We start from the raw sequence: 25,987 nt of genomic DNA, 5'->3' as shown, positions 1-25,987 counted from the left end.
TCGGGAGACGGACACTCCGAGGTAGGTGAGGGGGCCCGTCCACGGAGGTTCCCCATGTCCGCCATCCGCACCATCCTCAGGAGCCTGGCGGCGTTCGGCGGCAGCCTGGCCGTGCTGCTCGGCGGACTCGCCCTCCCTGCCGCCGCCGAGCCGGAGACCCCGGTGTACTTCACGTCCGGATCGACCATGACCCGGGCCGACGGCCTCGGCTTCGACACCTGCGAAGCGCCGACGCTCGCGAAGCTGGCGGCGTGGCAGGGCATGTCGCCGTACAAGGTGGTGAACATCTACTTCGGCGGCAACAACCGCGGCTGCGCCCAGCCGAATCTGACCCGGACGTGGGTGCGCGACGCCGTCGTGGGCGGGTGGAAGCTGCTCCCCACCTACTTCGGCTACCAGCCGTTCTGTAAGTTCGGCAGCAGCAAGCCGAACCGCTACACCGCGGCCGATGCCACGGCCCGGGGAAACTCGGACGGCGCGGACGCCGTCACGCGGGCCGCGGCCCTGGGCGTGCGGCCGGGCAGCGGCTTGTACGCGGACGTCGAGCACTACGACCGGGCCGACGCGAGCTGCCGGACGGCGGTGCACCGGTACGTCTCGGCGTGGACCAAGACGGTGCACGCCTCGGGGTACCTGGCGGGCGTGTACGCGCACCAGGACTCGGGGATCCGCGACCTCTCCGACGCCTACAACTGGACCACGTACGCCCGCCCGGACGCCGTCTGGATGGCCCGCTGGGACGGCGACCCCTCGCTGACCGACTGGCCGACGGCGCCGAACGCGCACTGGTCGAACTACCAGCGCGCCAAGCAGTACCAGGGCGACCACACCGAGCCCTGGGGCGGGGTGACGATGGCCATCGACTCCGACAACGTCAAGGCGCCCGTCGCCACGGTCGCGCGCACCTACCGGGTGACGAGCACGGAGTCGCTGAACGTCCGCAGCGGCCCGGCGACGTCCTACCCCGCCGTCCGTACCTACCAGCCGGGTGCCACGCTGTTCGTGGTGTGCCAGGCCACCGGGCAGACGGTCGGCACGACGTCGGTGTGGGACCGGCTGACCAACGGGGCGTGGGCGAGCGACTACTACGTCTCGACGCCGTCGAACACCGGGTTCTCCTCGGGGCTGCCGCGGTGCCTCTACCCGGGGCAGGTGACCGTCGACTCGCTCAACGCGCGCACCGGCCCGGGGGCGTCGTTCCCGACCACCGGCAGCCCGCTGCGCCGCGGCGCCCTGGCCCCCGTGATGTGCCAGGCGACGGGGAGCCGAGTGGGCACCACCTCGGTGTGGAACAAGCTGTACGGCAACCGCTGGGTCAGCGACTACTACGTCTCGAACCGGTCGAACACCACGTGGAGCGCTCCGGTGCCGCGCTGTCCGTGAGACCGGGCTGAAGGAGGTCCATCGTGCCGCTCTATGTCATCGAGCGTACCTACGCGGAACGCGTCGAGCCCTACCTGGGCGCCTTCGACAAGCTCAACGAGATCAACGCCAACGAGGGGGTGCGCTGGCTGTACTCGTTCCTCTCGCTCGACCATCGCAAGTCGTACTGCCTCTACGAGGCGCCGACCGCCGAGCTGATCCTGAGCGCCGCCGCGGTGGCAGGGATCCCCGCGGACCGGGTGGTCGAGGTCGCCGGGCGGATCCTGCCGTCCGGTGCGCTCGAACCGGTCGTCTGAGGGCTCGACCGTCCGACGGTCCCGGCCGTCGGACATCCTCCGTGTCAGTCGAGCAGGCCCTGGGTCGCCGCGTACCGCGCGGCGCGGGTCCGGTTCTCGCAGCCCGTCTTGAGCAGGATGCTGCGCACGTGGTTGGCGGCCGTGTTCTCGCTGATGACCAGCGAGCGCGCCACCTCGCGGTTGCTCAGTCCCTGCGCCACGAGCCGCAGCACCTCGATCTCACGTTCGGTGAGCCCGTCGGCGCGCCGCGCCCGGACGCCGACGGGCTCCCCGAGCGCGGCGTCGAGCATGCGGAGCACCCGTCGTGACCCCACCGATGTGGCGATGCGCCGCGCCTCGGCGGCGAGCGCCCCGACGTCGCAGCCGTCCGCGCCCGTCGTGAGGTGCGCCGCCACGTGCGCGGCCAGGGTGTGGGCCACGTGCAGGTGCGCTCCCATCGCGCGGTCCATCGCCTCCGCCCGCGCGAACTCCGCCTCCCAGCCCTCCGTGCCCAGCAGGGCGTCGAGGGAGCCCAGGTAGCGGTCGGCGCTGCCCATCGCGCTGACGAGCGAGCCGAACATGATGTTGAGCCCGGCGTAGGGTGCGAGCGCGGTGCGCACCACCCGGGCCGCCTCCAGGTCGCCGAGCGCGACCGCCGCGTCGGACAGGAACGCCAGGACGCCCGCGCGGGTACCGGGTGACGACTCGGCCGTCCCGGACTCGATCAGCCACCACAGCGCGCGGCGCGCGGCGTCGTGCATCCCGAGCTCGGTGTAGAGCGCGAGCAGGCCGGGCACCCACCGTCCGCCGAAGTCGTCGTCGCCGCTGACGAGCCCGCGGACCTCGTCCAGCTCACCCCGCTCCCGGCGGAGCACGAACTGCTGCACGCCGTACTGGCCGTCAGGGCCCACGTGCTCGTCGAGCTCCACGGCATGGCCGATCTCGAGCAGCGCCTCCGACACCTGGGCCGCTCGTGCCAGGCGTCCGGCGGCCAGGTGGTCCGAGAAGTCCACGCAGCCCGCGAGGTAGCCGAAGTAGCGCTGGTGGGTGCTCTCGACCGCCAGGCGCAGGTCGGTGAGACCTGCCCGGACGACAGCAGTGTCCCCGCGCTGGTAGCCGAGCAGCGTGCGGTACGAGGCCGCCGGGCCCAGGCGCAAGAGGTCATGGGTTCGCAGGCAGAGCTCGGACAGCTCGATCGCACGGCCGAGCTTGACGTCGGCGTCGGTGACGGCGCTGCCGAGGACGAGCGAGGCGACCAGGACATCCCCGAGCAGGTCATCGCCCCCGAGCTCGCGGGCACGCGTGATCGAGCGCTCGAACAGCACACGGCCCGGCTCGTCCTCGCCGTCGAAGGCGAGCGCGCGGCCCAGGCCCGCCTTCGCGCGGATCCGGAGCTCCTCGTCCTGGTCGTCCGACGAGTCGAGTGCGGCACGCAGCAGCGCGACCGACCTGCCCCCGGCGACGTTGGTCCGCCAGTTGGCGTCCTCGTACTGCACGGCGGCCCGGAGCCTGTGCGCGGACGCCGCGTCGTCCGCGACCGGCTCCGCGAGCGCCCGCGACCGTACGAACGCGCCGGTCAGCATGCGCTCCCGGGAGGCGAGCAGGGTGGCGTCGTCGGCCCGCGCCCTGTCGTCGTCGATCGCCGCGGCGCGCTCGTAGAGGTCGGCGGCCTCGTCGTGCGCCAGGCCCTCCGCCGCCAGGACGGCGGCGAGGCGCAGGTAGCGCACGGCCTCCGCGCGATGGCCCAGCACATAGGCCGCCTCGAAGTGGTGGGCCACCTGGGCCGCATGAGCGGCGCCCCGGCCGCCGCGCGCCTCGAGCGCGCGGGCGACCCGCAGGTGGAGGACCGTACGGCGGGCGGACGGCATCGCGCCGAGCACGACGTCCCGCGTGATGGCGTGCCGGAAGCGGACGGCGGTCGGCGCGTCGTCGACCGGTTCGAGCAGGTAGGCGTCGACCGCGGCGTCGAGGTGACCGAGCGCCGCCTCGGGCTGGGTCTCGCCCGCGGCGACCAGCAGGTCCACGTCCACGACGTCGCCGATGACGGCCGCACGCTCGACCGTCCCCCGCGCCTCGGCGTCCAGCGCGCCCAGCCGTGCCTCGACCGCGTCCTGTACCGACGGCGGCATCCGCCCGCCCGGCTGCACGAACCCGGCGGGGCCCTCCGCCGCGAGGGTCTGCACGAGCTCGCGGACGAAGTACGCGTTGCCGCCGGTGCGCTCGCGCAGGTCCACGGCGGCGGTCCGGGCCAGCGCGGCCGGCACGTTCGCCTCCTTCTGGAGATACTCCTCGACGTCCGCCGCGGCGAGCGGCGGCAGGTCGACGCGGCGCACACCGTCGAGCCGGTAGAGGCGGGCCACATGGTTCACGAGGTGGTCGGTCCGGTCGGTCGCGGTCACGCGGTGGGTCGCCACGAGAAGCAGCCGGAGGTCCGCCGTCTGCTCCACGAGGTACGAGAGCAGCTCCCAGGCGGTCTCGCCCGCCCAGTGCACGTCGTCGAGCAGCAGCACGAGCGGCTCGACGGCGGCCGCCGAACGCACCGAGGTGACGACCGCGTCGAGCAGGTCGCGGCGGGACGCGCGGCCTGCCGGACGCTCGCCCACGACCGTGCCCAGGAGCGCGACCGTGCCCGCCACGGCCTGCTCGTCGGGCGACGGGCGGGCCAGCGGGAGCGCGCCGTCGGCGATCGCCGCCCGCATCGCGGCGGCCGGGGCCACGAACGGCTCGTAGGGTGACGCGAGCGTGCTCGGGCACGCGCCGGTGAGCACCGTCACCCCGTCACGCGGCAGCTCGGCCGCGAGCTGGGTCAGGAGGCGCGACTTCCCGGCCCCCGGCTCGCCGCCCACGAACCTGACCTGGCGCGACCCGGCGCGCGCCGCCGCCCAGGCCTCCTGGAGCTGGGCGCGCTCGGCCCGGCGCCCGACGAACCGGCCCCGAGCCGCCTCGCCGCGGTGCGGCTGCTCCTGCGCCGACCAACCGGCCACGTCAGCAACGTTACGCCGGGGCGCTCGAACGGGTCGATGGTCAGATCTGACCATGTGCGCCGGCCCTCGAAGATGGTCCGTTCCGGTCATGTCCCGTCTCGCGCCCGCTCCTAGCGTCGCTCGTACCAGGGCTCCGTCGGGAGGGGTCCGATCACGAAGGAACGGAACCATGACTGGACAGAACCCTCGGGACACGCGTCGCGCCGGCCTGCTGGCGGGCATGCTCGCCGCGGTGGGCGCCGCGACGCTCGCGCTGGGCGCACCGGCCACCGCACGGCCCCTGGAGGACGAGGAGACGAACGGGCCGAGGCTCGTGCTGGGCGGCCGCGCCGCACTGGACAGCGGCGAGCTGGCCGCCGGCGGGTGGTCGATCGTCACCGAGACGCCCGACCGGCTCGTGCTCGTATCCGGCGCCGCACGCGTCCGCGTCGTCGTCGACGCGGTGGTCGGCCCGACGGCCGACCCGGCCGGCGCGGACGGCCTCGTTCCGGCGCTGGCCGAGGCCCCCGGCATCACGGCGCCGAGGTACCTCGAACGGCCCTCCGGAGCGCTCGCCGTCCTCGACGTCGACTCCTCGGCGAGCGGGGCGTCCTCCTGCACGGCGCTGCCGTGGCAGGCGGACACGGCGAACAGGACCACGCTGACGGGCGAGGGCGACGCCAAGGTGGTGCTGGGCACGCCGTGCACCGTCGAGCGGGCCTACGTGGTCGCCCAGGGCCCGGGCAACCTCCTGGCCGAGGCACAGGCCCCACGTGGCCCGGACGGCGGAGCCGCATCCATGGACGCGGCGGACGCGCTGGTGCTCACGCTGGTCCCCGCCGGGACCCGGGGTGACGGCGCAGCGTCGTCGCTGGGATACGTCCCGCGGTGATCACTCGGTCCCGGCCGGTCCGTGTGACCGGCCGGGCGCACCGTCGTCGACCGGGTCCTCGACCGGCCGGAGGTTGGCGAACAGGTCGTTGAGGGCCTCGGTCATGGACGGGTGGGTGTAGATCTCGTCGCGCAGCTCGCCGGCCGTCACGCCGTGGCGCATGGCGAGCGCGACCGTGTTGATCGTCTCGTGGGCGTCGTGGCTGAGCATCGTGACGCCGAGGATCTGATCGGTCTCGGCGTCGACGACCGCCTTCATGACGCCCCGCGGATCGTGGACGATGCGCGCCCGGGGCACGGTCGCCATGTCGGCGACCCGCCTCCGGGCGACGAGGAGCGGGCGGCCCGACGCGCGGGCCTCGGCCTCGGTGAGGCCGACCCGCGCCAGGGGCGGGGTCATGAAGAGCGCGGAGGCGACGGCCCTGCGGTCCGTGGTGGTGCGGTGGCCCTCCCCGGTGAGGTGGTCGAGCACGATCCGGTGGTCGTCGAGCGAGACATAGGTGTACTGCGGCCCGCCGTTGACGTCACCGACCGCGTAGACGTGCGGCTGGGTGGTGCGCAGGTGCTCGTCGACCACGACGGCGCCGCGGGCGTCCGTCCGGATCCCGGCGGCGTCGAGACCGAGACCGGCGGTGTGCGGACGACGTCCCAGGGCGGCGAGCACCGTGTCGCCCCGGACCGTCTGCGGCCCGCCTGCCTGATCGGTGTAGCTGACGACGGCGACGCCGTCCTCGTCGGCGACGCCGGTGACCGTGGCTCCCGTGCGGATCGTGACGCCCGCGTCGGTCAGGATCTCGGTGGCGGTGGCGACGACGTCGTCGTCCTCGGCCCGCAGGATGCGCGGCCCCCGGGCGAGGAGGGTCACGCGCGCGCCGAACGCGGCGTGCATCGACGCGAACTCGACGGCGACGTACCCGCCGCCGAGGACGACGAGCTCGTCGGGCCGTTCGGTGCGGGCGAGCAGCTGGGTGCTGGTGACCACGCGCTCGCTCTCGCGCAGTCCCGGGACCGGCGGGAGCTCGGGATCGGCGCCGGTGTTGACGACGATCGTCCGCGCGGTGACCCGCAGGGTGTCGTCGCCGGCCGTGACGACCAGGGTGTGGGGGTCCGCGAAGGCCGCGGTGCCGGTGATGACGGTCACGGTGTCGAGGGTGTCGAGCATCGCGAAGTTCTTGCCGCGCAACAGCGTGGTCAGGGCGTCGGTGCGCTCCGCGGCGCGACGGTACCGGTCCGGACCGGGGACGTCGGCCGAGCCGTTCTCGGCGTCGTGCACGAGGGCCTTGGTGGGGACGCACCCGATGTTGATGCACGTCCCGCCGTACATGCGGTCGGACTGCTCGATCATCGCGACCCGGCTGCCGTGGCGGGCCATGGTGGCCGCGAGGGTCTTGCCGCCCTTGCCGAAGCCGACCACCGCGAGGTCGACGTCGAGCTCGGCGGACCGGGTCGTCACGGACTCGTCAGCGAGGTTGGTCATGCGTCGATCTTGCCGGGTGGCCCGGATCACGACCAGCGCGGCGTCCCGGCCCGCCCGTCCCGTCCGGCCGGGTGCGACGATGGGGCTCGTGCAACGACACCCTCGACCGACGGGACAGGCATGATCGACCCCCTGGTCGCGACCCTCGTGATCCTGTCGCTGGCGGTGCTCGGCTTCGCGACCAACCGGGTGCCGCTCGTGATCGTCGCGCTGTTCGTGCCGGTCGCGTTGTGGGCGACCGGCGTGCTCGACCTGGGCGAGGCCCTGTCCGGCTTCAGCGATCCGATCGTCCTGTTCATCGCCACGTTGTTCGTGCTCGGTGAGGCACTGGCGACGACGGGGATCACGGCGTGGATCGGGACGCAGCTCGAGAAGTGCTCGTCGTGGGGGCGCGCCGGGCTGCTCGTGGCGATGGTCGGCGGCACGGCGCTCCTCGCGGCGGTCATCAGCATCAACGGAGCCGTCGCGGCGCTCCTGCCCGTCGCCGTCGTCGCCGCCGCGCGGGCCGGCATCGTGCCGTCGAGGATGCTCGTCCCCGTGGCGTTCGCCGCCAGCGCGGGGTCGATGCTGACGCTGACCGGGACCCCGGTGAACGTCATCGTCTCCGAGGTCGCCGCGGAGTCGGGCGGCCGGGAGTTCGGGTACTTCGAGTTCGCGCTGGTGGGCCTGCCGCTCGTCCTGGTCACGATGCTCCTCGTCGTGACCCTCGGCGAGCGTCTCCTGCCGGAGCGGGTCCCGGAGCACCTGGTCGACGTCGCGGCCGACCCGCACGAACGGGTGCGTTCGTGGCGGGAGAGCTACACCGCGGAGCTCGACGCGGCCCGCCTCTTCACGGACACGGCCGGAGTCGTCGAGGTGCTCATCGCGCCGCGCTCGACCCTGATCGGGCGGCGCGTCAGCCCGGGCATGACCACGCGGGACGAGGATCTCGTGGTGGTCGCGCTGCGCCGCGGCAGCGACTCCTCGGCCGGTTCCGACGGCTCGGCCTCGTCGGGAGCGCTGTCGTTGCAGGCCGGTGACTCCGTCCTGGTCCGCGGGCCGTGGGAGGCGCTGCACCGCTACACCCGGTCACCGGACGTCATCGCCGTCGAGGCGTCGCAGAGCCTCCAGCGGAGCGTGCCGCTCGGGACCGGCTGGAGGCGCTGCCTGGGGGTGCTGATCGCGACGATCGGGCTCCTGGCGACCGGCGCCGTCCCTCCGGTGATCGTCGGGCTGCTCGCCGCGGGGGCGCTGGTCCTGCTGAAGGTGCTCACCGTTCCCCAGAGCCTCCGGGCGATCTCGTGGGACACGGTCATCCTCATCGCCGCGCTCATCCCCTTGTCGGCGGCGTTCGTGTCCTCGGGCGCGGCCGAGGCGATGGCCGACGTCGTGATGCGCCTCACCGGCAGCGGCTCGCCACATCTGGCGCTCCTGGCGCTGTGCGCGCTCACGCTCGTGCTCGGCCAGTTCATCTCGAACGTCGCGACCGTGCTCGTCATGGCGCCGGTCGCGGTGTCGTTCGCCCAGACGCTCGACGTGAGCGTGCAGCCGTTCATGATGGCCCTCGCGGTGGTCGGGGCCGCCGCGTTCCTCACCCCGATCGCGACACCGGTCAACCTGATGGTGCTGCAGCCCGGGGGCTACCGGTTCGGGGACTACTGGCGTCTCGGCCTGCCGCTGGCCCTCGTGTTCCTCGCGGCGGCGGTGTGGTACGTGCCGCTGATCTGGCCGTTCTGAGCCGGCGGGCACGTCGCGCACGCGTGCTACTGCAACCGGCCTTCGCCCTCCGGCGAGTACCGCCAGGCCCACTTCTGGTCGTCGGACTCCGCCAGCGGCAGGTGCAGGGTGCGCAGTGCCGGCGAGTGGACGTTGCCCATCGTGCCGCCGTAGCAGTGCCGGCCGCCGTCCACCGGGTCACCGGCCGCCGTCCAGTAGTGCCACCCCGACGCCGCCCGCTCCAGGGTCACCGGCTCGCGACAGAACACGCAGAACTTCTTCGTGCCTACCTCGGGCATCGGGGCGTAGAGACCCGACAGCGGCTTTCTGGCGTCCATGAGCAGTCATCATCCATGAACCTCGACGGTGAGAGCACATCACGGTCGCGCTGCTCGGGGGCCGTTATCGAACCGGGACAGAGACGCGATGCCATGAACCAGACCGTGATCGCCGAGTTTCGTGCGAACGGCGGCCGCGCCGGAGGCGTCTTCGCGGACAAGCCTCTGGTCCTGGTGCACAACGTCGGCGCCAAGTCCGTCAAGGAGCGGATCACGCCCCTGGTCCACTTAGGTGAGAACGGCCGCATCCTCGCCTTCGCCAGCAAGGGCGGAAGCGAGGAGTACCTCGCCAAAGCAGTCCGCCGTCCAGCCGCAGTTCGCTGGGTACCAGAGCATGACCGACCGGCTGATACCGGTGGTCGAGCTGGTACGCGCCCAGCAGCCTCCGTGGCCTTTCGGCGGCCCGGGAGTGGGCCGGCCCGGCGCCGGGCCCACTCCTGGATCGCGGCACCGCCTCAGAACCTGAGGACGATCCTCCCGCGGACGCCGCCCGACTCCAGACGGCGATGGGCTTCGGATGCGTCCTCGGCCGGGAGCTCGTCCGCGACCCGTAGCGTGATCTCGCCGCGCTCGGTGAGCTCGCCGAGGTGCCGGAGCATCGGTGCCGGCTCGGCGATGGCGTCCACCACCACGGGAGCGAGCCGGACGCGACGGCGGCGCGCGGCCATGACCTGGCCGGGATCGCCGAACCCGACGACGGACGCCACGGCACCACCGGGGCGGACGATCTCCGCGACATCGAGCGTGGGCATGGCTGCCAGGGCGACGGCGTCCACCTCGCCGACCGCCGCACGGATCGCGTCGACCACACCGTCCCCGCGCGGGACGACGACGTGCGCGCCGAGGCTCTCGACCAGCGCCCGGTCCGTGTCCGCGGCGTCCGCGACCACGCGGTGCCCGGCGGCGACGGCGAGCTGCACGATGTAGCCGCCGACCGCGCCCGCGGCGCCGATCACGGCCACCGTGCCCGGCCGCTCGAGCCCCATCGCCTCGACGGTCTGGTAGGCGGTCAGACCGTTCATCGGCAGGGTCGCCGCCTGCGCGATCGAGGCGCCGTGGGGTGTGCGCACCACACGGTTCATGTCGGCGACGGTGAGCTCCGCGTAGGCGCCACCGCGTGGGTCGATCGGCCACACGTGTGCCGTGACCGCCTCGCCGACGCGGAACCGGTCCGCAGCCCGCGTTCCGACGGCGTCGACGACCCCCGCGGCCTCCATCCCCGGGACCCACGGGGCGTCGTGGCGAAGCTGGTGCACCTCGCCGCGGCGCATCCTGAGGTCGCCGTTGTTGACGGTCACGGCCGCCACGTGGATCCGTACCTCATCGTCACCCACCTCCGGCTCGGGGTGGTCGAGCTCGCGCAGGACGTCTGGTCCGCCGAATGTCGTCATTCCGATGGCTCTCATGCCGGTTCTTCCTCACTCAGTTCTGGGCGCACGGGAACCAGCCACGACCTCGTACGTGCCGTGGCCTGGTCGGCCTGGTGCTAGGAGTTGTCGTGCAGGTGGGGCGCGGTGCCGCTCAGGGGCGTGTGTCCGGGGGCGCGCATCCCGTCAAGGAGGAGCGTGATGACGCGGCGCCATCCGTCGGGTCCCGCGTCGACGCCGAGGCAGTGGTCGGTGTCCAACCCCGCGCGCGAACTGATCATGACGTCCTGCCACGTCACGTCCGCGCGCAGCGCGCCGGCCGCGTACGCCCGGTCGGTGAGCCGGATGACGGCGTCCTGCAGGGCCGTGGTCCGCTCCTCGATCTCGGGCGTGGGCACGGTGTCGCACGCGGCGGTCACCTCGGCCACACCTCGGCTGTCGCGGTGGGCGCCGGCCAGCTCCATGACGAACCGGCTCAGCCCTTCCCAGGGATCCTCGATGCGCAGGCACTCCTGCGCGCTTTCGAGCATCTCGTCGTACAGGCCGACGACGACGGCGTCCAAAAGCGAGTCCTTGGTGCCGAAGCGGCGGTAGAGGGTGCCCACCCCCACTCCCGCGGCGGTCGCGATGTCCAGCGCCGATACGTCGAGGCCGCGGGAGGCGATAGCTTCCCGGGCCGCGACGATCAGCTGGCGCCGGTTGCGCCGCGCGTCGGCGCGGACATCCGTGGTGGTATCCAGGTCAGGCATCCGGGTCCCAGTTCTCCAGAGCGTCCATCCGCAGGCGAGTCAGCAGCACCGAGTCGATCAGCCACCGGCCGTCGACCTTGCGATAGGTCTCACGGTACTGCCCGTAACCGTTGTGCCCCTCAGGGGCCTCGGGCCCGACGGGGAAGGTCAGCAAGTCCTCCATCGCCCAGATACCGGACGCCGAGTCCTCGCCCAGGATCTCGATCTCCGGCATGTGCCCGTGGTGCACCGACGGCGCGTCACCCGTCAGGTCGCGGATGGTGTCCGCGAACTCACGAGGGGAACCCCAGGTGATCCCGTCGGTCACCAGCGTGGCGTCCGGCGTGAACAGCGCCGCGAGCTCGTCATGCTTCTTCTCGTCCACGAAGCGGAAGTACCGCGCCTTCAGCTTCTTGATCTCCTCGACCGCCTCCAGCGCGTCCAGGCGCCGGGTGAGCTCAGCCAGGTCACTCATATCCATGTCTCCTCGGGTGTTCCGGCGCCGTACCGGGCGCCAAGACATTCGGACGACTCTCGTCCGCTTGCGTACCGAGCCTAACCGGACGGCCATCGTCCGAATTCCCGGAGGCTGCTGTGAGCCAGGCGACACATGATCTGCCCACTACAACCAGACGGACGAGCGTCGTCCGCTTACACTCCAACAGAAGCGGACGACTGTCGTCCGTAAACGAGCGCCCGCCCCGTCGGACCCGGCAGAGGTCGGCGCATCCCGCAGAACCCAAGGAGTAAGTGCATTGCGCGTCGAGATCTGGTCCGACGTGTCCTGCCCCTGGTGCTTCATCGGCAAGGCACGCTTCAAGAAGGCTCTGGTCGCCTTCCCCCACCGCGACGACGTCGAGGTGGTCCACCGCTCCTTCGAGCTCGACCGCCGATTGGCCGAGACGCGCCCGACGACCGGGCCGAAGCACGCGGAGAAGTACGGCATGACACCGCAGCAGGCCCGCGCCGCCGAAGAGGACCTCGCCCAACTCGCCCGAGCCGAAGGGCTCGACTACCTCGTCGACTTCCGCGATCACGGCAACACCTTCGACCTGCACAGGCTGCTGCGCCTGGCGGCCGACCGTGGTGTCGGCGACGAGTTGCTCGCTCTGTTCTACGAGGGCAACTTCTCCGCCGAGCGAAGCATCTACGACCCGGAGCACCAGGTGGAGCTCGCCATCCGCGCGGGGCTCGACGAGGCCGAGGTCCGCGCCGTCCTGACGGACGCCGGTGCCTACGCCGAGGACGTGCGTGCGGACGAGGACGAGGCGGCCCGGCTGGGCATCACAGGCGTGCCATTCTTCGTGGTCGACCGGAAGTACGGCCTCTCCGGCGCGCAAACCACAGCCACATTCCTAGGGGTGCTCGAACGGGCCTGGGCCGAGCGATAGACCGACCGTCAAACATTCCGAGCCTCTACGTCGGGGCGTACTCCGGTAGATCCGGCGCCCGAGATTCCGATCACAGGGCCATTGGTGTCCACGACACCCAGGACGCGAAGAGGCCCGGACCCGCGGAATCCCGCGGATCCGGGCCTCTGGCCAGGTTCGGCGCCCGGCAGGCCGGGCAGCCGGACTCAGAAATTGATCATGTGCCCCGCGATGCCGTGGATCGACTCCTGGAGCGCCTCCGACAGCGTCGGGTGGGTGTGCACGTTGCGCGCCATCTCGTCGGCCGTGAGGTCCCACTTCTGCGCGAGCGTCAGCTCGGGCAGCAGCTCCGAGACGTCCGGGCCGATCATGTGGGCGCCGAGGATCTCGTTGTACTTGGCGTCGGCGACCAGCTTGACGAAGCCGGTCGGGTCGCCCAGGCCGTGCGCCTTGCCGTTGGCCATGAACGGGAACGAGGCGACCTTCACGTCGTAGCCCTCGTCCTTGGCCTGCTGCTCGGTGAGGCCGAACGACGCGATCTGCGGGGAGCAGAACGTCGCGCGCGGCATCATGCGGTAGTCGCCCAGCGTCTGGGTCTCGGCCCCGGCGATGGTCTCGGCGGCGACGACGCCCTGCGCCTCGGCCACGTGCGCCAGCATGAGCTTGGCGGTGACGTCACCGATCGCGTAGATGTGCGGCACGTTGGTGCGCATGTAGTCGTCGATGCCGATGGCGCCGCGGTCGGTGAGCTGCACGCCGGCGCTCTCCAGGCCGATGCCCTTGACGTTCGGCGCGAAACCGACGGCCATGAGCACCTTGTCGACCACGAGCTCACCCGGCTTGTCGTCCTTGACGCCCTTGAAGGAGACCGTGACGGACGAACCCTCGTCCTTCACCGTCTGGACGGCGGTCGAGGTCAGCACCTTGATGCCGAGCTTCTTGTACTGCTTGGCGATCTCCTTGGAGACGTCCGCGTCCTCGTTCGGCAGCGCACGGTCGAGGAACTCGATGATCGTGACGTCCACGCCGTAGTTCTTCAGGACGTAGGCGAACTCCATGCCGATCGCGCCGGCGCCGACGATGGCGATCGACTTGGGCAGGTCGCGCGTGAGGATCTGCTTCTCGTAGGTGACCACGTTCTCGGACAGCTCGACGCCGGGCAGCAGGCGCACCTCGGAGCCGGTCGCGATGATCGCGTTGTCGAAGGTCACGGTCTCGGTGCCGCCCTTGTTGAGGGCCACCTCGATGGTGTTCGCGTCGCGGAACGTGCCGCGGCCGTCGAGCTCGGTGATCTTGTTCTTCTTCATCAGGAAGTGGACGCCCTTGACGCGGCCGTCCGCGACCGTGCGAGAACGGTCCCAGGCCTTCCCGAAGTCGAACGTGACGTCTCCGGCCATGCCGAAGAAGTCCTTCTGGTGAGTGAAGATGTGGGCCAGCTCGGCGTTGCGGAGCAGAGCCTTGGAGGGGATGCAGCCCACGTTGAGGCAGACACCACCCCAGTACTTCTCCTCGATGATCGCAACGGACTTGCCGAGCTGGGCAGCGCGGATGGCGGCGACGTAGCCGCCGGGGCCCGCACCGAGGAGTACGACGTCGTAGTGGGAAGCCATGACTCAAGGGTATTGGTGCGCGCGAATCGTGGTGACGTGACTTCTGTCTCGTTGGCCGGACCTGCGGCCCGACGTGCCCTGCCCTGCGTCAGCGCACGCTGTCGACACCCTTGTTCGCGAGCGCATCGGCGCGCTCGTTGCCCGGGTCGCCCGCGTGGCCCTTGACCCAGACCCAGCTCACCTCGTGCCTGGCGACCTCGGCGTCGAGCGCCTGCCAGAGGTCTACGTTCTTGACGGGCTGCTTGCTCGCCGTCTTCCAGCCGTTGCGCTTCCAGCCGTGGATCCAGGTCTTCATCCCGTTCATCACGTACGTCGAGTCGACGTGCAGCGTGACGACGGTGGGGCCCTTGAGCGCCTTGAGCGCCTCGACGACGGCGGTGAGCTCCATGCGGTTGTTCGTGGTGACCGGGTCCCCGCCGAACAGCTCCTTCTCGTGCGTGCCGGAACGCAGCAGCGCGCCCCATCCACCCAGGCCAGGGTTGCCCTTGCAGGCTCCGTCGGTCCAGATCTCCGCGGTCGGCCGCGTCGCGCTCGTGCTGGTGCTCGTGCTGGTCACGGGGCTCACCCTAACCGGCGGGCCGACGACGCACGCCGTGACCGGCACCGCCGCCGGGCCACCACCGGGCCGAGTGTCAGTGGTCCGGCATAGCGTGTGAGTCGGCCCCCGTACGACGACGCATCAGGAGGACCGATGAAGTTCGGGTTCATCAGCAGCTTCGGCACCATCGACCAGCACGTGGCACTCGCCCGCGAGATCGAGGAGCACGGCTGGGACGGTTACTTCACCTGGGACGCCATCAACCTCGGCGGTGAGTGGGCCATGCCGGTCTACGACCCGTTCGCCATCCTGGCGGCCGCGGCGGTCGTGACCGAACGGATCACGCTCGGCGCGATGGTGTTCGCCGTGCCCCGGCACCGGCCGTGGGAGCTCGCGCAGCGGGCGCTCACCGTGGACCGGCTCTCGGGCGGACGCCTGGTGCTGCCCGTCGGCGTCGGCGTGACCGACGACCGGGGCTTCACGTCCGTCCCGGGCCAGGCCACGGAGCTGAAGGACCGCGCAGCCCTGCTCGACGAGACGCTGGCGTGGCTGGAGAAGTCGTGGTCGGGCGAGGAGTTCGAGGTCTCCGGCGGGCAGATCACCACGGGTCCGTTCCGCTTTCCCGAGCCCCCGGTGAACGGCCGCATCCCGGTGTGGCCGGTCGGTGTCTGGGACGCCGAGCGCCCGCCCGCCAAGAACCTGCGGCGGGCCTTGCGCTGGGACGGGATCGTCCCGCAGCTGCGGGGCACGGCGGACGACCTGACGACGGACGACATCGCCGGGCTGGTCGAGTGGCTCACGGCGAACCGGCCGGAGCCGGCGAGCCCAGACGATGCCGATCGCCCGTTCGACGTCATCCTGCAGGGCAAGTTGTCCAGCGACCCCGCCCAGGCCGCCGAGCAGGCCCGCGCCATGGCGGACGCCGGCGTGACCTGGTGGATCGAGTCCTGGTGGGACCCGGCGAAGGACTCGGCGGAGTCGCTCCTGGAGAAGGTGCGCCAGGGTCCGCCGGCCCTGTAGCGGGCGCCATCGTCGACCCGGGCCCTACGTCGCGAACGCGCTCGCGCCCCTGCTGCGGTCAGGAGACTGACCGCAGCAGGGGCGCGAGCGAGAGACGTCGGGCGGAAGCCGGACCTCAGACCGGGCGCGCCGCCTCGATCTCGACGGACGGCAGGTGCCGGGCCGGCAGCGTCTTCGGGCGCCACGACGCCCGGGTCTCCTCGAACGCCGTGATCTTGTCGGCCTCCTGGAGGGTGAGCCCGATGTCGTCGAGCCCCTCCATGAGCCGCCACCGCGTGTAGTCGTCGATCTGGAACGGCACCGTGACGTCGTCGGCCGTGGCGGTCTTGGCCCCCAGGTCGACGGTCACCTCCGTGCCCGGCTTGGTCTCCAGGATCTTCCACAGGATCTCGATGTCCTCGGGCGAGACGATGCCCGCGACCAGGCCCTGCTTGCCCGAGTTCCCGCGGAAGATGTCGGCGAACCGGGAGGACAGCACGACCCGGAAGCCGTAGTCCTTGAGCGCCCAGACGGCGTGCTCGCGCGACGAGCCGGTACCGAAGTCCGGGCCGGCCACGAGCACGGACCCCGCGGAGTACGCCTCCTGGTTCAGCACGAACGACGGGTCGCCGCGCCACGCCGCGAACAGCGCGTCCTCGAACCCGGTGCGCGTGACCCGCTTGAGGTACACGGCCGGGATGATCTGGTCGGTGTCGACGTTGCTGCGCCGCAGCGGGACGCCGACGCCGGTGTGCGTGGTGAACTTCTCCATGGTCAGTGGTCCTCTCAGCGCAGCGCGGGCTGGATCGCTACGGGAACGGGCAGGTCGACGACGACGGACTCACCCAGCGGGGAGACGCCCACGCCGTCGAGCGGCGTGCCGTCGAACGTGGTGATGTCGATGTCGTACGGCAGGTCCAGGTCGCCCACGCTGGAGAGCGTGCCCCGGATCGCCGTCGCGGCGGCCACCAGCGGCGACACCAGGTGGGTGCGCCCGCCCTTGCCCTGCCGCCCCTCGAAGTTGCGGTTCGACGTCGAGGCCGACCGCTCCCCCGGCGCGAGCTGGTCCGGGTTCATGCCGAGACACATGGAGCACCCGGCGTTGCGCCACTCGGCGCCGAACTCCTTGAAGATCACGTCGAGGCCCTCGGCCTCGGCCTGCAGGCGCACGCGGGCCGACGACGGGACCACCAGGACCCGGACGGACTCGGCCTTGCTCCGGCCCTTGACGACCTTCGCGACGGACCGGAGGTCCTCGATGCGGCCGTTGGTGCAGGAGCCGATGAACACCGTGTCGACGCTCACGTCGCGCAGCGGCGTGCCGGCCTGGAGGCCCATGTACTCCAGGGCCCGCTCGGCCGCGAGGCGCTCGTCCTCGTCGGCGATGTCCGCCGGGACGGGCACGGACGCCGACAGCGGCAGGCCCTGACCCGGGTTGGTGCCCCAGGTGACGAACGGCTCCAGGTCGGCCGCCTCGAGCACCACCTCGGCGTCGAACTCCGCGTCGTCGTCGGACCGCAGGGTCTTCCAGTACTCGACGGCGGTGTCCCAGTCCTCGCCCTCGGGCGCGTGCGGGCGGCCCTTGAGGTACTCGAACGTGGTCTCGTCCGGCGCGATCATGCCGGCGCGCGCGCCGGCCTCGATCGACATGTTGCAGATGGTCATGCGGGCTTCCATCGACAGCGCCCGGATGGCCTCGCCGCGGTACTCGAGCACGTAGCCCTGGCCGCCGCCGGTGCCGATCTTGGCGATGATCGCCAGGATGATGTCCTTGGAGGTCGCGCCGGCGGGCAGCGCGCCGTTGACCGTGATCGCCATGGTCTTGAACGGCGCGAGCGGCAGCGTCTGGGTGGCGAGCACGTGCTCCACCTCGGACGTGCCGATGCCGAACGCGAGCGCGCCGAACGCGCCGTGCGTGGACGTGTGCGAGTCGCCGCACACGACGGTGAGGCCGGGCATGGTCAGCCCCAGCTGCGGTCCCACCTGGTGGACGATGCCCTGGTCCGCGTCACCGAGGCTGTGCAGCCGGACGCCGAACTCCTTGGCGTTGGCGCGCAGCGTCTCGATCTGCGTGCGGCTCGTCGCGTCGGCGATCGGCCGGTCGATGTCGAGCGTGGGGGTGTTGTGGTCCTCGGTCGCGATCGTGAGGTCGGGTCGCCGCACCTGCCGTCCGGCAAGGCGCAGACCCTCGAACGCCTGCGGGCTCGTGACCTCGTGGACCAGGTGCAGGTCGATGTAGAGAAGATCAGGCGAGCCGTCCTCGCCTCGACGCACGAGGTGCGCTTCCCAGACCTTCTCCGCCAGCGTGCCGGCCATTGCGGTTCGCCTCCCTGTCAAAACTACCTCTGTCAGAAACAACTTTGGGCCTCGACTTGCAATCTCACGTTCCGAGACGGCAATATCGCGGTATGGACGATACTAGCGGAGTCGGCGTCTTGGACAAGGCGGCGTCCGTCCTCGGGGCACTCGAGGCCGGCCCGGCCACCCTGGCGCAGCTCGTCTCCTCCACCGGCCTGGCTCGCCCGACGGCGCACCGCCTGGCGGTGGCTCTGGAGCATCACCGCCTCGTGGCACGGGACATGCAGGGGCGGTTCGTACTGGGCCCGCGCCTCAACGAGCTGGCCACGGCCGCCGGTGAGGACCGCCTGCTGGCGGCAGCGAACCCGGTGCTCATAGCGCTGCGCGACCACACGGGCGAGAGCGCGCAGCTCTACCGCCGGCAGGGCGACCACCGCGTGTGCGTCGCCGCCGCCGAGCGCCCGGTCGGCCTGCGCGACTCCATCCCCGTGGGCGCCACGCTCAGCATGAGCGCGGGTTCCGCGGCGCACGTCCTGCTCGCCTGGGAGGAGCCGGACCGCCTCCACCGCGGCCTGCGCGACGCCACGTTCACGGCCACGATCCTCTCCGGTGTCCGACGCCGGGGCTGGGCACAGTCGGTCTCAGAACGTGAGCTCGGTGTGGCCTCGGTCTCGGCGCCGGTGCGCGGCCCCTCGGGCCGAGTCGTGGCGGCCGTCAGCGTGTCCGGGCCCGTGGAGCGGCTCTCGCGGCAGCCCGGCCGGCTGCACTCGGCCGCCGTCGTCGCCGCCGCGAACAAGCTCACCGAGGTGCTGCACCGGTCTGGCGAGTGACGCGCGGGCGCCGTCCGACGGACGGCGCCCGCCGAGCCTCACCGGCCGCGGCCGGTGAGCGCGACGTGTGCGGCCGGTGAGCGGTCCGTGAGCGTTGGGCCGCCACGCCGGGCGCGGTGATTCCCCAGGTCCGGGTGGTGTCAGTAGTCTCGTCCGCGACGTGCGCACACCCGGTGCGCGCGCACCAACGTCGGAGGAATCTGATGCCGCCAAAGGTGAGACTCATCATCATCTGGGTCGTGGTGATCTTCCTGCTCTACTCGGTCATCAACGACCCCGAGCGATCCGCCGACGTCGTGCTCGCCCTCTGGGACGTCATCTGGGGTGCCATCGCGAACATCGGCACCTTCTTCGAGGAGCTCTTCACCGGGTCCATCGGCCGGTGACGACGTAGGGTCGGCGGCGGGGCTCGGGGTTCCTCGGGCAGACCCGCCGCCGGCCCGTCCCGTGGGTCCGCCGGCGGGCGTGCCCACGGCAAGAGGACCATTCCGAACGCACCCGGGGAGACCCGCATGAGCGCAGCAGCGGACTTCGTGATCCGTCATCGCGCCCTGCAGCGGTACATCCTCGCGGACGAGAAGGTGATCGTCGCCACCCGACGGCACTGGGCCAGGCTCTGGGAGCCGATCCTCACGACGACCGGAGCGTTCGTCCTGGGGCTGGCGATCCTCGTCGCGGTGGACCCGGACGTCCGCGACAGCCTCGCCTGGGTGTGGCTGCCGTTCCTGGTGCTCGGTCTGCGGCTGCTCTACAAGTGGCTGGACTGGCGGGCCGAGTGGTTCGTGATGACCGACCGCCGGCTGATCCTGCTCACCGGGCTCCTGGTGCACCGGGTGGCGATGATGCCGGCCGAGAAGGTGACCGACCTCGGGTACGAGCGCACCCCGCTCGGCCAGGTGCTCGGCTTCGGCACCTTCATCTTCGAGACCGCGGGCCAGGACCAGGCGCTCGACCGCGTCACCTGGATCCCGCGCCCCGACTCGCGGTACCGCCTCATCATCGCGACGCTCTTCCACCCGGACGCCGCCGACGCCGAGGCCGCCGCCCAGGCCGACCCCGACTTCCGCCCGCAGGCGGCACCGCCTGTCGAGCCGGCGCCCGCCGCACCACCCGCGCTCATGCCGCGGATCGGCCGCCGCAGCAACCCGCCGACGCAGCGCATCGAGGTCCCGGTGCTGCGCGACCTGGCGGGCCCGGTTCCCGGGGCTTCGGGCGTGGCCTCCGACGGCGTCGCGACGAGCGGTGTCGTCTCGGACGGCGTCGTCTCGGACGGCGTCGCTCCGGACCGCGGGGCGGCCGGGAACCCGCTCGCCCGCGGTGCGGGGCAGGCCGGTGCGGGGCAGGCCGGCGTGGGTTCCGGCAGCGCGGCGCACGACGGCGCGGGCGGCACCCGCCCGGGCGGCGGCGAGCCCGCGGGCGCCGTCCGGCCGCCGGCGAACGGCACGGCCGCGGTGGCGGCCTCCTCGGGCAGCACGAGGCTGCCGGGCAGGACCAGCGACGGCAAGGGCGGCGACCACGTGCCCGGCGGGCCGACGTCCGCGACCGACGGGTCGGACGCCCTGCCCAGCCCGTTCATCGAGGGCGGCAAGGACCCGAAGATCCGCTGACGCGGCCGGCCGGCGAACGTAGGCATCGTCGGCCCATGAAAGCTCAGAGAGCGACGAACCCTACGTTCGACGCCCTGCTCCCGAAAGCAAAAGGCCCGGTCCTCGTGGACCGGGCCTTCATCTGTACCCCCAGCGGGATTTGAACCCGCGTTACCGCCGTGAGAGGGCGGCGTCCTAGGCCGCTAGACGATGGGGGCCTTGAACTCGTCCGCCGACCGAAGCCGGTGGACTGCGTACCCCCAGCGGGATTTGAACCCGCGTTACCGCCGTGAGAGGGCGGCGTCCTAGGCCGCTAGACGATGGGGGCCTTGAACTACCGGTATGAACCGGCACCGTGAGAACGATAGCGCACCCTACGACCAACTTGCGTCGGTGTGGGATGCGCAATGCTCTGCGCTGGGGTACCAGGACTCGAACCTAGACTAAGTGGACCAGAACCACTCGTGCTGCCAATTACACCATACCCCATGGGGGTATGACCGCCTGGATACACCTGTCTCCGACAGGTATTCCGTGGGGGCCCTACCGCTGGAGAACATTACCTGACCTCGGACGGTGGGCAAAACGGAATGGGCGTGCCGTCCGTCACCCGTGTCGGATCGGGTCCGCCGAGCGCGTTCCCAGCACCGTTCCCAGCACCGTTCTCAGCGCCCGGGCGTCAGCCGAGGCCGGTCCCGTAGCCCAGTGCTCCCGGGAGCTCCGCCAGCGTCTCGACCACCACGACGCCCGCCGCGCGCAGCACCTCCGGGTCCTGCGGGTCGCCCTGCAGGACCGTGCGCGGCCCCGCGTGGCCGCCGTAGCCCGGACCCCGCCGGTGGCCCGCCCGGTCCAGCCAGACCCCCGTGAGGCCCGCCTCGTGGGCCGCCAGCGCGTCCACCGCGGGCTCGTCACCCACGTAGGCGGTCCGGGACGGCTCGACGCCCAGCTTGCGCGCGCCCTCCAGGAAAACGCGGGGGTCCGGCTTGCCGAAGCCCAGGGTGTCGACCCCGACGAGCACGGGCAGGTCGCCCAGTCCGGCGGCCTTCAGCTTGCGTTCCTGGAGCTCCGTCGCGGCGTTCGTCACCACACCGACGCGGAGGCCCGCCGCGAGGGCGGCGTCGATGGCGGCGCGGGCGTCGTCGTGCGCCGTCCACGACCGCTCGAAGGTGCCCCAGAACAGCGCGTCCCACGCCTCGAAGGACGTCTCCGTGACCGGCGCGGCGCCGAACGTCTCGTGCAGCAGCGCCGCCCGGTGCCGACGCTGCGTCACGTGGTCCATCTCGCCGCGGGTGTAGCGGCCGTAGAAGCCGCCCGGGTCGGTGCGCCAGTGCGACAGGATCTCCGGGTCGCGTTCGGCCGGGACGTGCGGCAGGTGCTCCGCCCGCACGGCCTCTAGCGCCCGCGCGAAGGCGCCCTTGGTGTCGACGAGGGTGTCGTCGACGTCGAACAGGATGCCGTCCGTCGTCATGCCGTCTCTCCCTTTGCCCGTTCGTACTCCACCGGCCCCGTCACCGGACCCACCACCGGACCCACCACCGGCACAGGATCCGTCACCACCAGCGTCGGCCTGCGGCGTCGTGCCCACCACAGCAGCGCCACGGTCGTGACGAGCGTGACACCGATGCTGACCGCTCCCTCGGACGGCGCCACCTCGGTGATCAGCAGCGAGTCCTGGAGCCCGTCGTAGGCGATCGCGAGGCCGAACGCCACCAGGTTGTTGGCCGCGTGCAGCGCGACGGCGACCTCCAGCCCGCCGGTGCGCCACACGAGCAGGCTCGCGACCAGGCCGAACACCAGCCGGTCGGCGAACAGCCAGGGGCTCTGCGCGCCGTGCGCCATCGCGAACAGCAGGGCCGACGCCGCGGCGGGCACCAGCACCGCGACCCACCGCCGGCGCAGCATGCTGCCGATCCACTGCGTCAGCCAGCCGCGGAAGAAGTACTCCTCGCCGGCCGCCTGCAGCGGCGTCGTCAGCAGGATCACGAGCGCGAGAACCAGCCAGCCGGACGCCGGCGTGAGCGGCCACAGGCCGGCCTCGTCGGCGCCCGATCCGGCGCCCGCACCGGCGTCGGGCGCGCCGAGCAGGGCCATCAGGATGCTCGTGCCGATCGTGAGCGGCACCAGGAGCAGCAGCGACATCCCGAGCCCGCCGAGCAGCAGGCGCCAGCGCACGCGCCCCAGCACGGAGGAGACCAGGCCGGCACGCCGGGCCTGCGCCCAGGTCGCGACGAGCGCGAGCGGGATGCCGAGCGCGAGCCCGAGGTTCGTCACGAGCAGGCCGGCCGGCGACACGAACCAGGCATCGGTGACGCTGCCCGGGTCCGGGAGCTGGGTGCCCAGCGCCTGGGCGACGATCCACACGAGGGCGTACAGCAGCATCGCCCCGAACACCACGATCACGCCGACGGTGACCGCGGCCAGCCCGACCAGGGGTCTCCACCAGCGGTGCCGCGGGCCCCGGAGGGCCTGCGGGTACTCCCGCGGCCCGGACGGCAGCACCTGCGGCGCCGCGGCCGGGGCCCATGCCGACGACACCGTCGGGGACGACGGCGCCGCAGCCCCCGGCAACGAGGACTGCGGCGTCGGCTGTGGTGCGGTCGGGCTCGGGGCCGCTGCGGGCTGATCGGTCGTGGGCGGCACGGCGTCAGGTGTCATGGCGTCGGTCACGTCTGCCACGTTAGTCCAGAACGCCCCGGTCGAGGCGCCGGACGCCGGGCGTCCGGATGCCAAGACTCCCCGGGCGCCAGACCCCCGGACCTCAGGACTCCCGGGTACTAGGACGCCACGTTCGCCGACGCCGTCTCGGCGAGGCGAGCCAGGGCGGCGTCGACCCGCGCGAGCGTGCGCTCCCGGCCCAGCACCTCGAGCGACTCGAAGAGCGGCAGGCCGATGCGGCGTCCGGTCACGGCGACGCGGACCGGGGCCTGCGCCTTGCCCAGCTTCATGCCGTGCTTCTCGCCCACGACCGTGACCACGTCCTTGAGCGGCTCGGCCTCCCAGGCCGCGTCGGCCAGGGCCACGCGGACGTCGGCGAGGAGCTCGGCGGCGCCGGCCTTCATGGCCTTGTTCCAGGAGTCCTCGTCGATGATCGGGTCGTCCAGGAACAGGAAGTCGACGTTGGCCGTGATCTCGGACAGCAGGGCCACGCGGGAGTGCGCGAGCGGCGCGACGGCGTCGAACACGCCCTGGTCGAACTGCTCCGGCGTCCACGGCGCGGCGGGGGCCTGCAGCCACGGCGCGCAGGCCGCGGCGAAGTCCTCGACGCTCAGGGCACGGATGTACTCGCCGTTGAACGCGGTGAGCTTCTTGACGTCGAAGAACGCGGACGAGGAGTTGATGTCCTCGACGCGGAACCGGCGCACCAGCTCGTCGAACGGCAGGATCTCCTCGTCGTTGCCCGGCGCCCAGCCCAGCAGCATCAGGTAGTTGACCATCGCGTCGGGCAGGATGCCCTCCGCGAGGTAGTCCTCCAGGGCCACCTTGTCGCGACGCTTGGAGAGCTTCTGCCGCTTCTCGTTGACGATCACCGGCATGTGCGCCCACTGCGGCGGGGTGTGGCCCAGGGCCTCCCAGAGCAGCTGCTGCTTGGGGGTGTTGGGCAGGTGCTCCTCGGCGCGCATGACGAGCGTGATGCTCTCGTCGATGTCGTCCACCACGTTGGCCAGCAGGAACACCGGCGAGCCGTTGCCGCGTGCGATCACGAAGTCCTCGAGGTTCGCGTTCGGGAACGTCGGGTTGCCGCGGATCAGGTCGACGACCTGCGTCTCCCCCTCGTCCGGCGTGCGGAAGCGCAGCGCGCGGCCCTCGGCGTACTCCAGGCCGCGGTCGCGGCAGAAGCCGTCGTAGCCGGTCTGCTGGTTTCCGGTGCGCGCGATCAGGGCGTCCCGCGTGCAGTCGCAGTAGTACGCCTTGCCCTCGGCGAACAGCCGCTGGGCGGCGTCCTTCTGGATGCCCGCGTTCTCGGACTGGAAGTACGGCCCCTCGAACGCCGGGTCCTCCTTGCGGATGCCCAGCGCCTCCATGGCCGACAGGATGCCGTCCACCCACTCGGGCTGGTTCCGCGAGGCGTCGGTGTCCTCGATGCGCAGCACGAACGTGCCGCCCTGCTGCTTCGCCACGGCCCAGTTGAACAGCGCGGAACGAGCGCCACCCACGTGGAACATGCCGGTCGGGGACGGCGCGAAGCGGACGCGCACGGCCGCGCCGTCGGGCGCGGGCTGGGTCGGGGTGTCGGTCACGGAAGTCACGGGCCAAGCCTAGGCGCTGCCGGGCCCGACGGCGGCGCCTGCCGGGCCGCCCGGCCCCACCGGCCACGGATCAGGAGCGCGACCGCGAAGCCCGGCCACACCGGGATCGACGCGAAGGCGGGAGTCAGGACGAAGAGCAGGGGCCACCCCTCGTCCCCCTCCGGCAGCGACACGGCGACGACGAAGTAGGCGACCGCCAGGACGACCGTGGCCAGGACGAGGCCCACACCCAGCGACGCCCAGTCGTTGCGGACCTCCAGCAGCCGGAGCAGGGCGGCCGCGGCGACGATCGACACGAGCGCGCCGACCGTCACCGCGAGCGCGCTCACCAGACCGAACCCGACGCCGTCCCACGCGATGTCGCCGCTCGTCTGGAGGTAGACGAGCACCACCGCGGTGATGCCGAATGCCACGGGGGCCAGTGCCAGGAATCGTCGTGCGGTCTCCACGGGGACCATGATGCGTGCCGGGCACCGCGCTGACCACGAATGTCGGCGGTGGGTGCCCGGGGCGGACGGCTGGGAGCGGTCGCGCCCGATCGGTCAGCGGGGCAGCCGCTTGACGTACCTCCGCGTCGCGACGGGCACGGGCCCCTCGGAGGTCTCCGCCTGGTAGTCCAGCGGGCCGCCGTCCGACCAGCCCGCCCGCTCGTAGAACCGGCGGGCCCGCGTGTTGCCCGTCACGACGGCGAGCCAGGCCTCCGTGTGCCCGGCGGCCGCGATCCGGGCCTCCCCCGCGGACAGCAGGTCGGACGCGATCCCGGAGCCCCGGTGGGCCGCGGCGACGAAGAGCTGCTCCAGCTCCTCGCCCTTGACGGTCACGAAACCGGCGACGGTGTCCTGATCCGGCCCACCGTCCGCCGACCCGCCGTCCGCCGGCCCGCCGTCCGCCGCTCCGCCGTCCGCCGGTGCGGCGAGGGCAACCGCCACCGTCGTCCCCGGGACCCGGGCCGCCGCGCGGGGGCCGAACGACTCCCGGGTCCGGACCGCTTCCAGCGCCGACGGCACGAGGCCACGGTGGCCGTCGCCCCAGGCGGCGTGCCAGACGGCGGCGATCGCCGGGGCGTCCGCCGGTACGGCGTGCCGGAGCTCGACGTGCCGCACGCGCAGCGGCTCGAGGAGGAACCGGTCCTCGTCGGGCAGCACGACGGGCTCGGTGCGCCACCCCGGCCCGGCGTACGCCGCGAGCGCCGCGGCATCGCGCCAGCGGCTCACGTAGGTCAGCGTGTCGGGCGTCGGGCCGGCCGGGGCCGCGCTCCCCCAGCGGACGACGATCTCGTCGCTCACGAAGCCGTCGAGCGCCGTGAACCCGGCGGTGCCCGCCTCGATGAACGTGCGGAACTCGTCGAGCAGCCCGGGCCGGACCCGGGCCGTGGAGCGCCTGATGATCATT

At 72.2% G+C, this 25,987-nt stretch carries 24 protein-coding genes, 3 tRNA genes and 1 pseudogene; 10 read left to right on the top strand and 18 right to left on the bottom strand.

All coding sequences use genetic code 11. From position 1 onward, the window contains the following. The first annotated feature begins 54 nt into the window (after nt 1-54). The gene (locus tag QRN56_RS23095; protein ID WP_285107247.1) at nt 55-1,383 is read left to right on the top strand and encodes a glycoside hydrolase domain-containing protein; all 1,329 of its coding nucleotides are present in this window, start codon (nt 55-57) and stop codon (nt 1,381-1,383) included. 23 nt (nt 1,384-1,406) lie between these two features. Beyond that, complete coding sequence (locus QRN56_RS23090; RefSeq protein ID WP_285107246.1) at nt 1,407-1,679, top strand: DUF4242 domain-containing protein; 273 nt, start codon at nt 1,407-1,409, stop codon at nt 1,677-1,679. A 44-nt stretch (nt 1,680-1,723) separates the two neighbouring features. On the opposite strand, the gene QRN56_RS23085 is transcribed toward QRN56_RS23090, so the two are convergent. Beyond that, the gene (locus tag QRN56_RS23085) at nt 1,724-4,642 is read right to left on the bottom strand and encodes a helix-turn-helix transcriptional regulator (protein ID WP_285107245.1); all 2,919 of its coding nucleotides are present in this window, start codon (nt 4,640-4,642) and stop codon (nt 1,724-1,726) included. A 169-nt stretch (nt 4,643-4,811) separates the two neighbouring features. Between QRN56_RS23085 and QRN56_RS23080 the strand changes: the two genes are divergently transcribed. Continuing rightward, nucleotides 4,812-5,513 (top strand): hypothetical protein, encoded by a 702-nt coding sequence (locus QRN56_RS23080; RefSeq protein WP_285107243.1) that lies wholly within the window; start codon nt 4,812-4,814, stop codon nt 5,511-5,513. Here the strand turns inward: QRN56_RS23080 and QRN56_RS23075 are convergent, their stop codons facing one another. Then, nucleotides 5,514-6,989, bottom strand: a complete 1,476-nt coding sequence (locus tag QRN56_RS23075) for an FAD-dependent oxidoreductase (RefSeq protein WP_285107241.1) — start codon at nt 6,987-6,989, stop codon at nt 5,514-5,516. A gap of 120 nt (nt 6,990-7,109) precedes the next feature. On the opposite strand from QRN56_RS23075, the gene QRN56_RS23070 reads away from it, so the two are divergent. Beyond that, nucleotides 7,110-8,705: an SLC13 family permease gene (locus tag QRN56_RS23070; protein WP_285107239.1), complete on the top strand. Its 1,596-nt coding sequence runs from the start codon at nt 7,110-7,112 to the stop codon at nt 8,703-8,705. 26 nt (nt 8,706-8,731) lie between these two features. Here the strand turns inward: QRN56_RS23070 and QRN56_RS23065 are convergent, their stop codons facing one another. Beyond that, the gene (locus tag QRN56_RS23065) at nt 8,732-9,022 is read right to left on the bottom strand and encodes a hypothetical protein (protein WP_285107238.1); all 291 of its coding nucleotides are present in this window, start codon (nt 9,020-9,022) and stop codon (nt 8,732-8,734) included. A gap of 15 nt (nt 9,023-9,037) precedes the next feature. Between QRN56_RS23065 and QRN56_RS27675 the strand changes: the two are divergent. Then, a pseudogene (locus QRN56_RS27675) lies at nt 9,038-9,292 on the top strand (nitroreductase/quinone reductase family protein); the annotation flags it as partial. Between the two features lie 185 nt (nt 9,293-9,477). On the opposite strand, the gene QRN56_RS23060 reads toward QRN56_RS27675, so the two are convergent. From QRN56_RS23060 to QRN56_RS23050, 3 genes are all read right to left on the bottom strand, one after another. Continuing rightward, entirely contained in the window at nt 9,478-10,428 is a 951-nt protein-coding gene (locus QRN56_RS23060) for an NADP-dependent oxidoreductase (RefSeq protein WP_285107237.1), read from the bottom strand. 80 nt (nt 10,429-10,508) lie between these two features. Continuing rightward, complete coding sequence (locus tag QRN56_RS23055) at nt 10,509-11,138, bottom strand: TetR/AcrR family transcriptional regulator (RefSeq protein WP_285107236.1); 630 nt, start codon at nt 11,136-11,138, stop codon at nt 10,509-10,511. Beyond that, complete coding sequence (locus QRN56_RS23050) at nt 11,131-11,592, bottom strand: nuclear transport factor 2 family protein (RefSeq protein ID WP_116674311.1); 462 nt, start codon at nt 11,590-11,592, stop codon at nt 11,131-11,133. The genes QRN56_RS23055 and QRN56_RS23050 overlap by 8 nt, the downstream gene beginning before the upstream one ends. Before the next feature lie 280 nt (nt 11,593-11,872). On the opposite strand from QRN56_RS23050, the gene QRN56_RS23045 reads away from it, so the two are divergent. Further along, complete coding sequence (locus QRN56_RS23045; protein ID WP_285107235.1) at nt 11,873-12,508, top strand: DsbA family oxidoreductase; 636 nt, start codon at nt 11,873-11,875, stop codon at nt 12,506-12,508. Nucleotides 12,509-12,693: 185 nt separating this feature from the next. On the opposite strand, the gene lpdA is transcribed toward QRN56_RS23045, so the two are convergent. Together lpdA and rnhA are read right to left on the bottom strand one after the other, a co-directional pair. Continuing rightward, entirely contained in the window at nt 12,694-14,097 is a 1,404-nt protein-coding gene (gene lpdA, locus QRN56_RS23040) for a dihydrolipoyl dehydrogenase (protein WP_285107234.1), read from the bottom strand. Between the two features lie 88 nt (nt 14,098-14,185). Next, nucleotides 14,186-14,653: a ribonuclease HI gene (gene rnhA, locus QRN56_RS23035; RefSeq protein WP_285107233.1), complete on the bottom strand. Its 468-nt coding sequence runs from the start codon at nt 14,651-14,653 to the stop codon at nt 14,186-14,188. A gap of 135 nt (nt 14,654-14,788) precedes the next feature. On the opposite strand from rnhA, the gene QRN56_RS23030 reads away from it, so the two are divergent. Further along, nucleotides 14,789-15,655: an LLM class flavin-dependent oxidoreductase gene (locus tag QRN56_RS23030; RefSeq protein WP_285107231.1), complete on the top strand. Its 867-nt coding sequence runs from the start codon at nt 14,789-14,791 to the stop codon at nt 15,653-15,655. Between the two features lie 115 nt (nt 15,656-15,770). Here the strand turns inward: QRN56_RS23030 and leuD are convergent, their stop codons facing one another. Together leuD and leuC are read right to left on the bottom strand one after the other, a co-directional pair. Next, nucleotides 15,771-16,406: a 3-isopropylmalate dehydratase small subunit gene (gene leuD / locus QRN56_RS23025; RefSeq protein WP_285107229.1), complete on the bottom strand. Its 636-nt coding sequence runs from the start codon at nt 16,404-16,406 to the stop codon at nt 15,771-15,773. A 14-nt stretch (nt 16,407-16,420) separates the two neighbouring features. Further along, nucleotides 16,421-17,950: a 3-isopropylmalate dehydratase large subunit gene (gene leuC / locus QRN56_RS23020; RefSeq protein WP_285107227.1), complete on the bottom strand. Its 1,530-nt coding sequence runs from the start codon at nt 17,948-17,950 to the stop codon at nt 16,421-16,423. A 92-nt stretch (nt 17,951-18,042) separates the two neighbouring features. Here leuC and QRN56_RS23015 point away from each other — a divergent pair, with 92 nt between their 5' ends. The 3 genes from QRN56_RS23015 (at nt 18,043) to QRN56_RS23005 (ending at nt 20,369) form a co-directional block, all read left to right on the top strand. Beyond that, nucleotides 18,043-18,762 carry an IclR family transcriptional regulator gene (locus QRN56_RS23015; RefSeq protein WP_026365378.1) on the top strand — a complete coding sequence of 240 codons (720 nt, stop codon included), beginning with the start codon at nt 18,043-18,045 and terminating at the stop codon, nt 18,760-18,762. Between the two features lie 215 nt (nt 18,763-18,977). After that, nucleotides 18,978-19,148 carry a hypothetical protein gene (locus QRN56_RS23010; RefSeq protein ID WP_020013705.1) on the top strand — a complete coding sequence of 57 codons (171 nt, stop codon included), beginning with the start codon at nt 18,978-18,980 and terminating at the stop codon, nt 19,146-19,148. 126 nt (nt 19,149-19,274) lie between these two features. Beyond that, nucleotides 19,275-20,369 (top strand): PH domain-containing protein, encoded by a 1,095-nt coding sequence (locus QRN56_RS23005; RefSeq protein WP_285107225.1) that lies wholly within the window; start codon nt 19,275-19,277, stop codon nt 20,367-20,369. Nucleotides 20,370-20,493: 124 nt separating this feature from the next. Here QRN56_RS23005 and QRN56_RS23000 read toward each other — a convergent pair. The 8 genes from QRN56_RS23000 to QRN56_RS22965 form a co-directional block, all read right to left on the bottom strand. Then, nucleotides 20,494-20,566: transfer RNA gene (locus QRN56_RS23000), tRNA-Glu, on the bottom strand. A gap of 37 nt (nt 20,567-20,603) precedes the next feature. Next, nucleotides 20,604-20,676 (bottom strand) — tRNA-Glu (locus QRN56_RS22995). Between the two features lie 89 nt (nt 20,677-20,765). Beyond that, nucleotides 20,766-20,837 (bottom strand) — tRNA-Gln (locus tag QRN56_RS22990). Nucleotides 20,838-21,027: 190 nt separating this feature from the next. Beyond that, nucleotides 21,028-21,816 (bottom strand): HAD family hydrolase, encoded by a 789-nt coding sequence (locus QRN56_RS22985; protein ID WP_285107223.1) that lies wholly within the window; start codon nt 21,814-21,816, stop codon nt 21,028-21,030. Next, nucleotides 21,813-23,015 carry a CPBP family intramembrane glutamic endopeptidase gene (locus QRN56_RS22980; protein ID WP_285107221.1) on the bottom strand — a complete coding sequence of 401 codons (1,203 nt, stop codon included), beginning with the start codon at nt 23,013-23,015 and terminating at the stop codon, nt 21,813-21,815. The genes QRN56_RS22985 and QRN56_RS22980 overlap by 4 nt, the downstream gene beginning before the upstream one ends. 107 nt (nt 23,016-23,122) lie before the next feature. Beyond that, the gene (gene gltX / locus QRN56_RS22975; protein ID WP_285107219.1) at nt 23,123-24,595 is read right to left on the bottom strand and encodes a glutamate--tRNA ligase; all 1,473 of its coding nucleotides are present in this window, start codon (nt 24,593-24,595) and stop codon (nt 23,123-23,125) included. Continuing rightward, nucleotides 24,592-25,044 (bottom strand): hypothetical protein, encoded by a 453-nt coding sequence (locus tag QRN56_RS22970; RefSeq protein ID WP_285107217.1) that lies wholly within the window; start codon nt 25,042-25,044, stop codon nt 24,592-24,594. Before QRN56_RS22970 ends, gltX begins: the two co-directional genes overlap by 4 nt. A gap of 93 nt (nt 25,045-25,137) precedes the next feature. After that, entirely contained in the window at nt 25,138-25,986 is an 849-nt protein-coding gene (locus tag QRN56_RS22965; RefSeq protein WP_285107215.1) for a GNAT family N-acetyltransferase, read from the bottom strand. Between the last annotated feature and the right edge of the window lies 1 nt (nt 25,987).

Source organism: Promicromonospora sp. MEB111, from assembly GCF_030209445.1.
In the GTDB taxonomy this organism is placed as follows: Bacteria; Actinomycetota; Actinomycetes; order Actinomycetales; family Cellulomonadaceae; genus Promicromonospora.
Note: the sequence above shows the minus strand (reverse complement) of the source record. Positions and strands in the feature narration are given on the sequence as shown.

Excerpts from the sequence above, each read along its gene's own strand:
- QRN56_RS23095 (WP_285107247.1), top strand. The coding sequence starts at position 55 with ATGTCCGCCATCCGCACCATCCTCAGGAGCCTGGCGGCGTTCGGCGGC.
- QRN56_RS23080 (WP_285107243.1), top strand. The coding sequence starts at position 4,812 with ATGACTGGACAGAACCCTCGGGACACGCGTCGCGCCGGCCTGCTGGCG.
- QRN56_RS23075 (WP_285107241.1), bottom strand. The coding sequence starts at position 6,989 with ATGACCAACCTCGCTGACGAGTCCGTGACGACCCGGTCCGCCGAGCTC.
- QRN56_RS23070 (WP_285107239.1), top strand. The coding sequence starts at position 7,110 with ATGATCGACCCCCTGGTCGCGACCCTCGTGATCCTGTCGCTGGCGGTG.
- QRN56_RS23065 (WP_285107238.1), bottom strand. The coding sequence starts at position 9,022 with ATGGACGCCAGAAAGCCGCTGTCGGGTCTCTACGCCCCGATGCCCGAG.
- QRN56_RS23060 (WP_285107237.1), bottom strand. The coding sequence starts at position 10,428 with ATGAGAGCCATCGGAATGACGACATTCGGCGGACCAGACGTCCTGCGC.
- QRN56_RS23055 (WP_285107236.1), bottom strand. The coding sequence starts at position 11,138 with ATGCCTGACCTGGATACCACCACGGATGTCCGCGCCGACGCGCGGCGC.
- QRN56_RS23050 (WP_116674311.1), bottom strand. The coding sequence starts at position 11,592 with ATGAGTGACCTGGCTGAGCTCACCCGGCGCCTGGACGCGCTGGAGGCG.
- lpdA (WP_285107234.1), bottom strand. The coding sequence starts at position 14,097 with ATGGCTTCCCACTACGACGTCGTACTCCTCGGTGCGGGCCCCGGCGGC.
- QRN56_RS23030 (WP_285107231.1), top strand. The coding sequence starts at position 14,789 with ATGAAGTTCGGGTTCATCAGCAGCTTCGGCACCATCGACCAGCACGTG.
- leuD (WP_285107229.1), bottom strand. The coding sequence starts at position 16,406 with ATGGAGAAGTTCACCACGCACACCGGCGTCGGCGTCCCGCTGCGGCGC.
- leuC (WP_285107227.1), bottom strand. The coding sequence starts at position 17,950 with ATGGCCGGCACGCTGGCGGAGAAGGTCTGGGAAGCGCACCTCGTGCGT.
- QRN56_RS23015 (WP_026365378.1), top strand. The coding sequence starts at position 18,043 with ATGGACGATACTAGCGGAGTCGGCGTCTTGGACAAGGCGGCGTCCGTC.
- QRN56_RS23005 (WP_285107225.1), top strand. The coding sequence starts at position 19,275 with ATGAGCGCAGCAGCGGACTTCGTGATCCGTCATCGCGCCCTGCAGCGG.
- QRN56_RS22985 (WP_285107223.1), bottom strand. The coding sequence starts at position 21,816 with ATGACGACGGACGGCATCCTGTTCGACGTCGACGACACCCTCGTCGAC.
- QRN56_RS22965 (WP_285107215.1), bottom strand. The coding sequence starts at position 25,986 with ATGATCATCAGGCGCTCCACGGCCCGGGTCCGGCCCGGGCTGCTCGAC.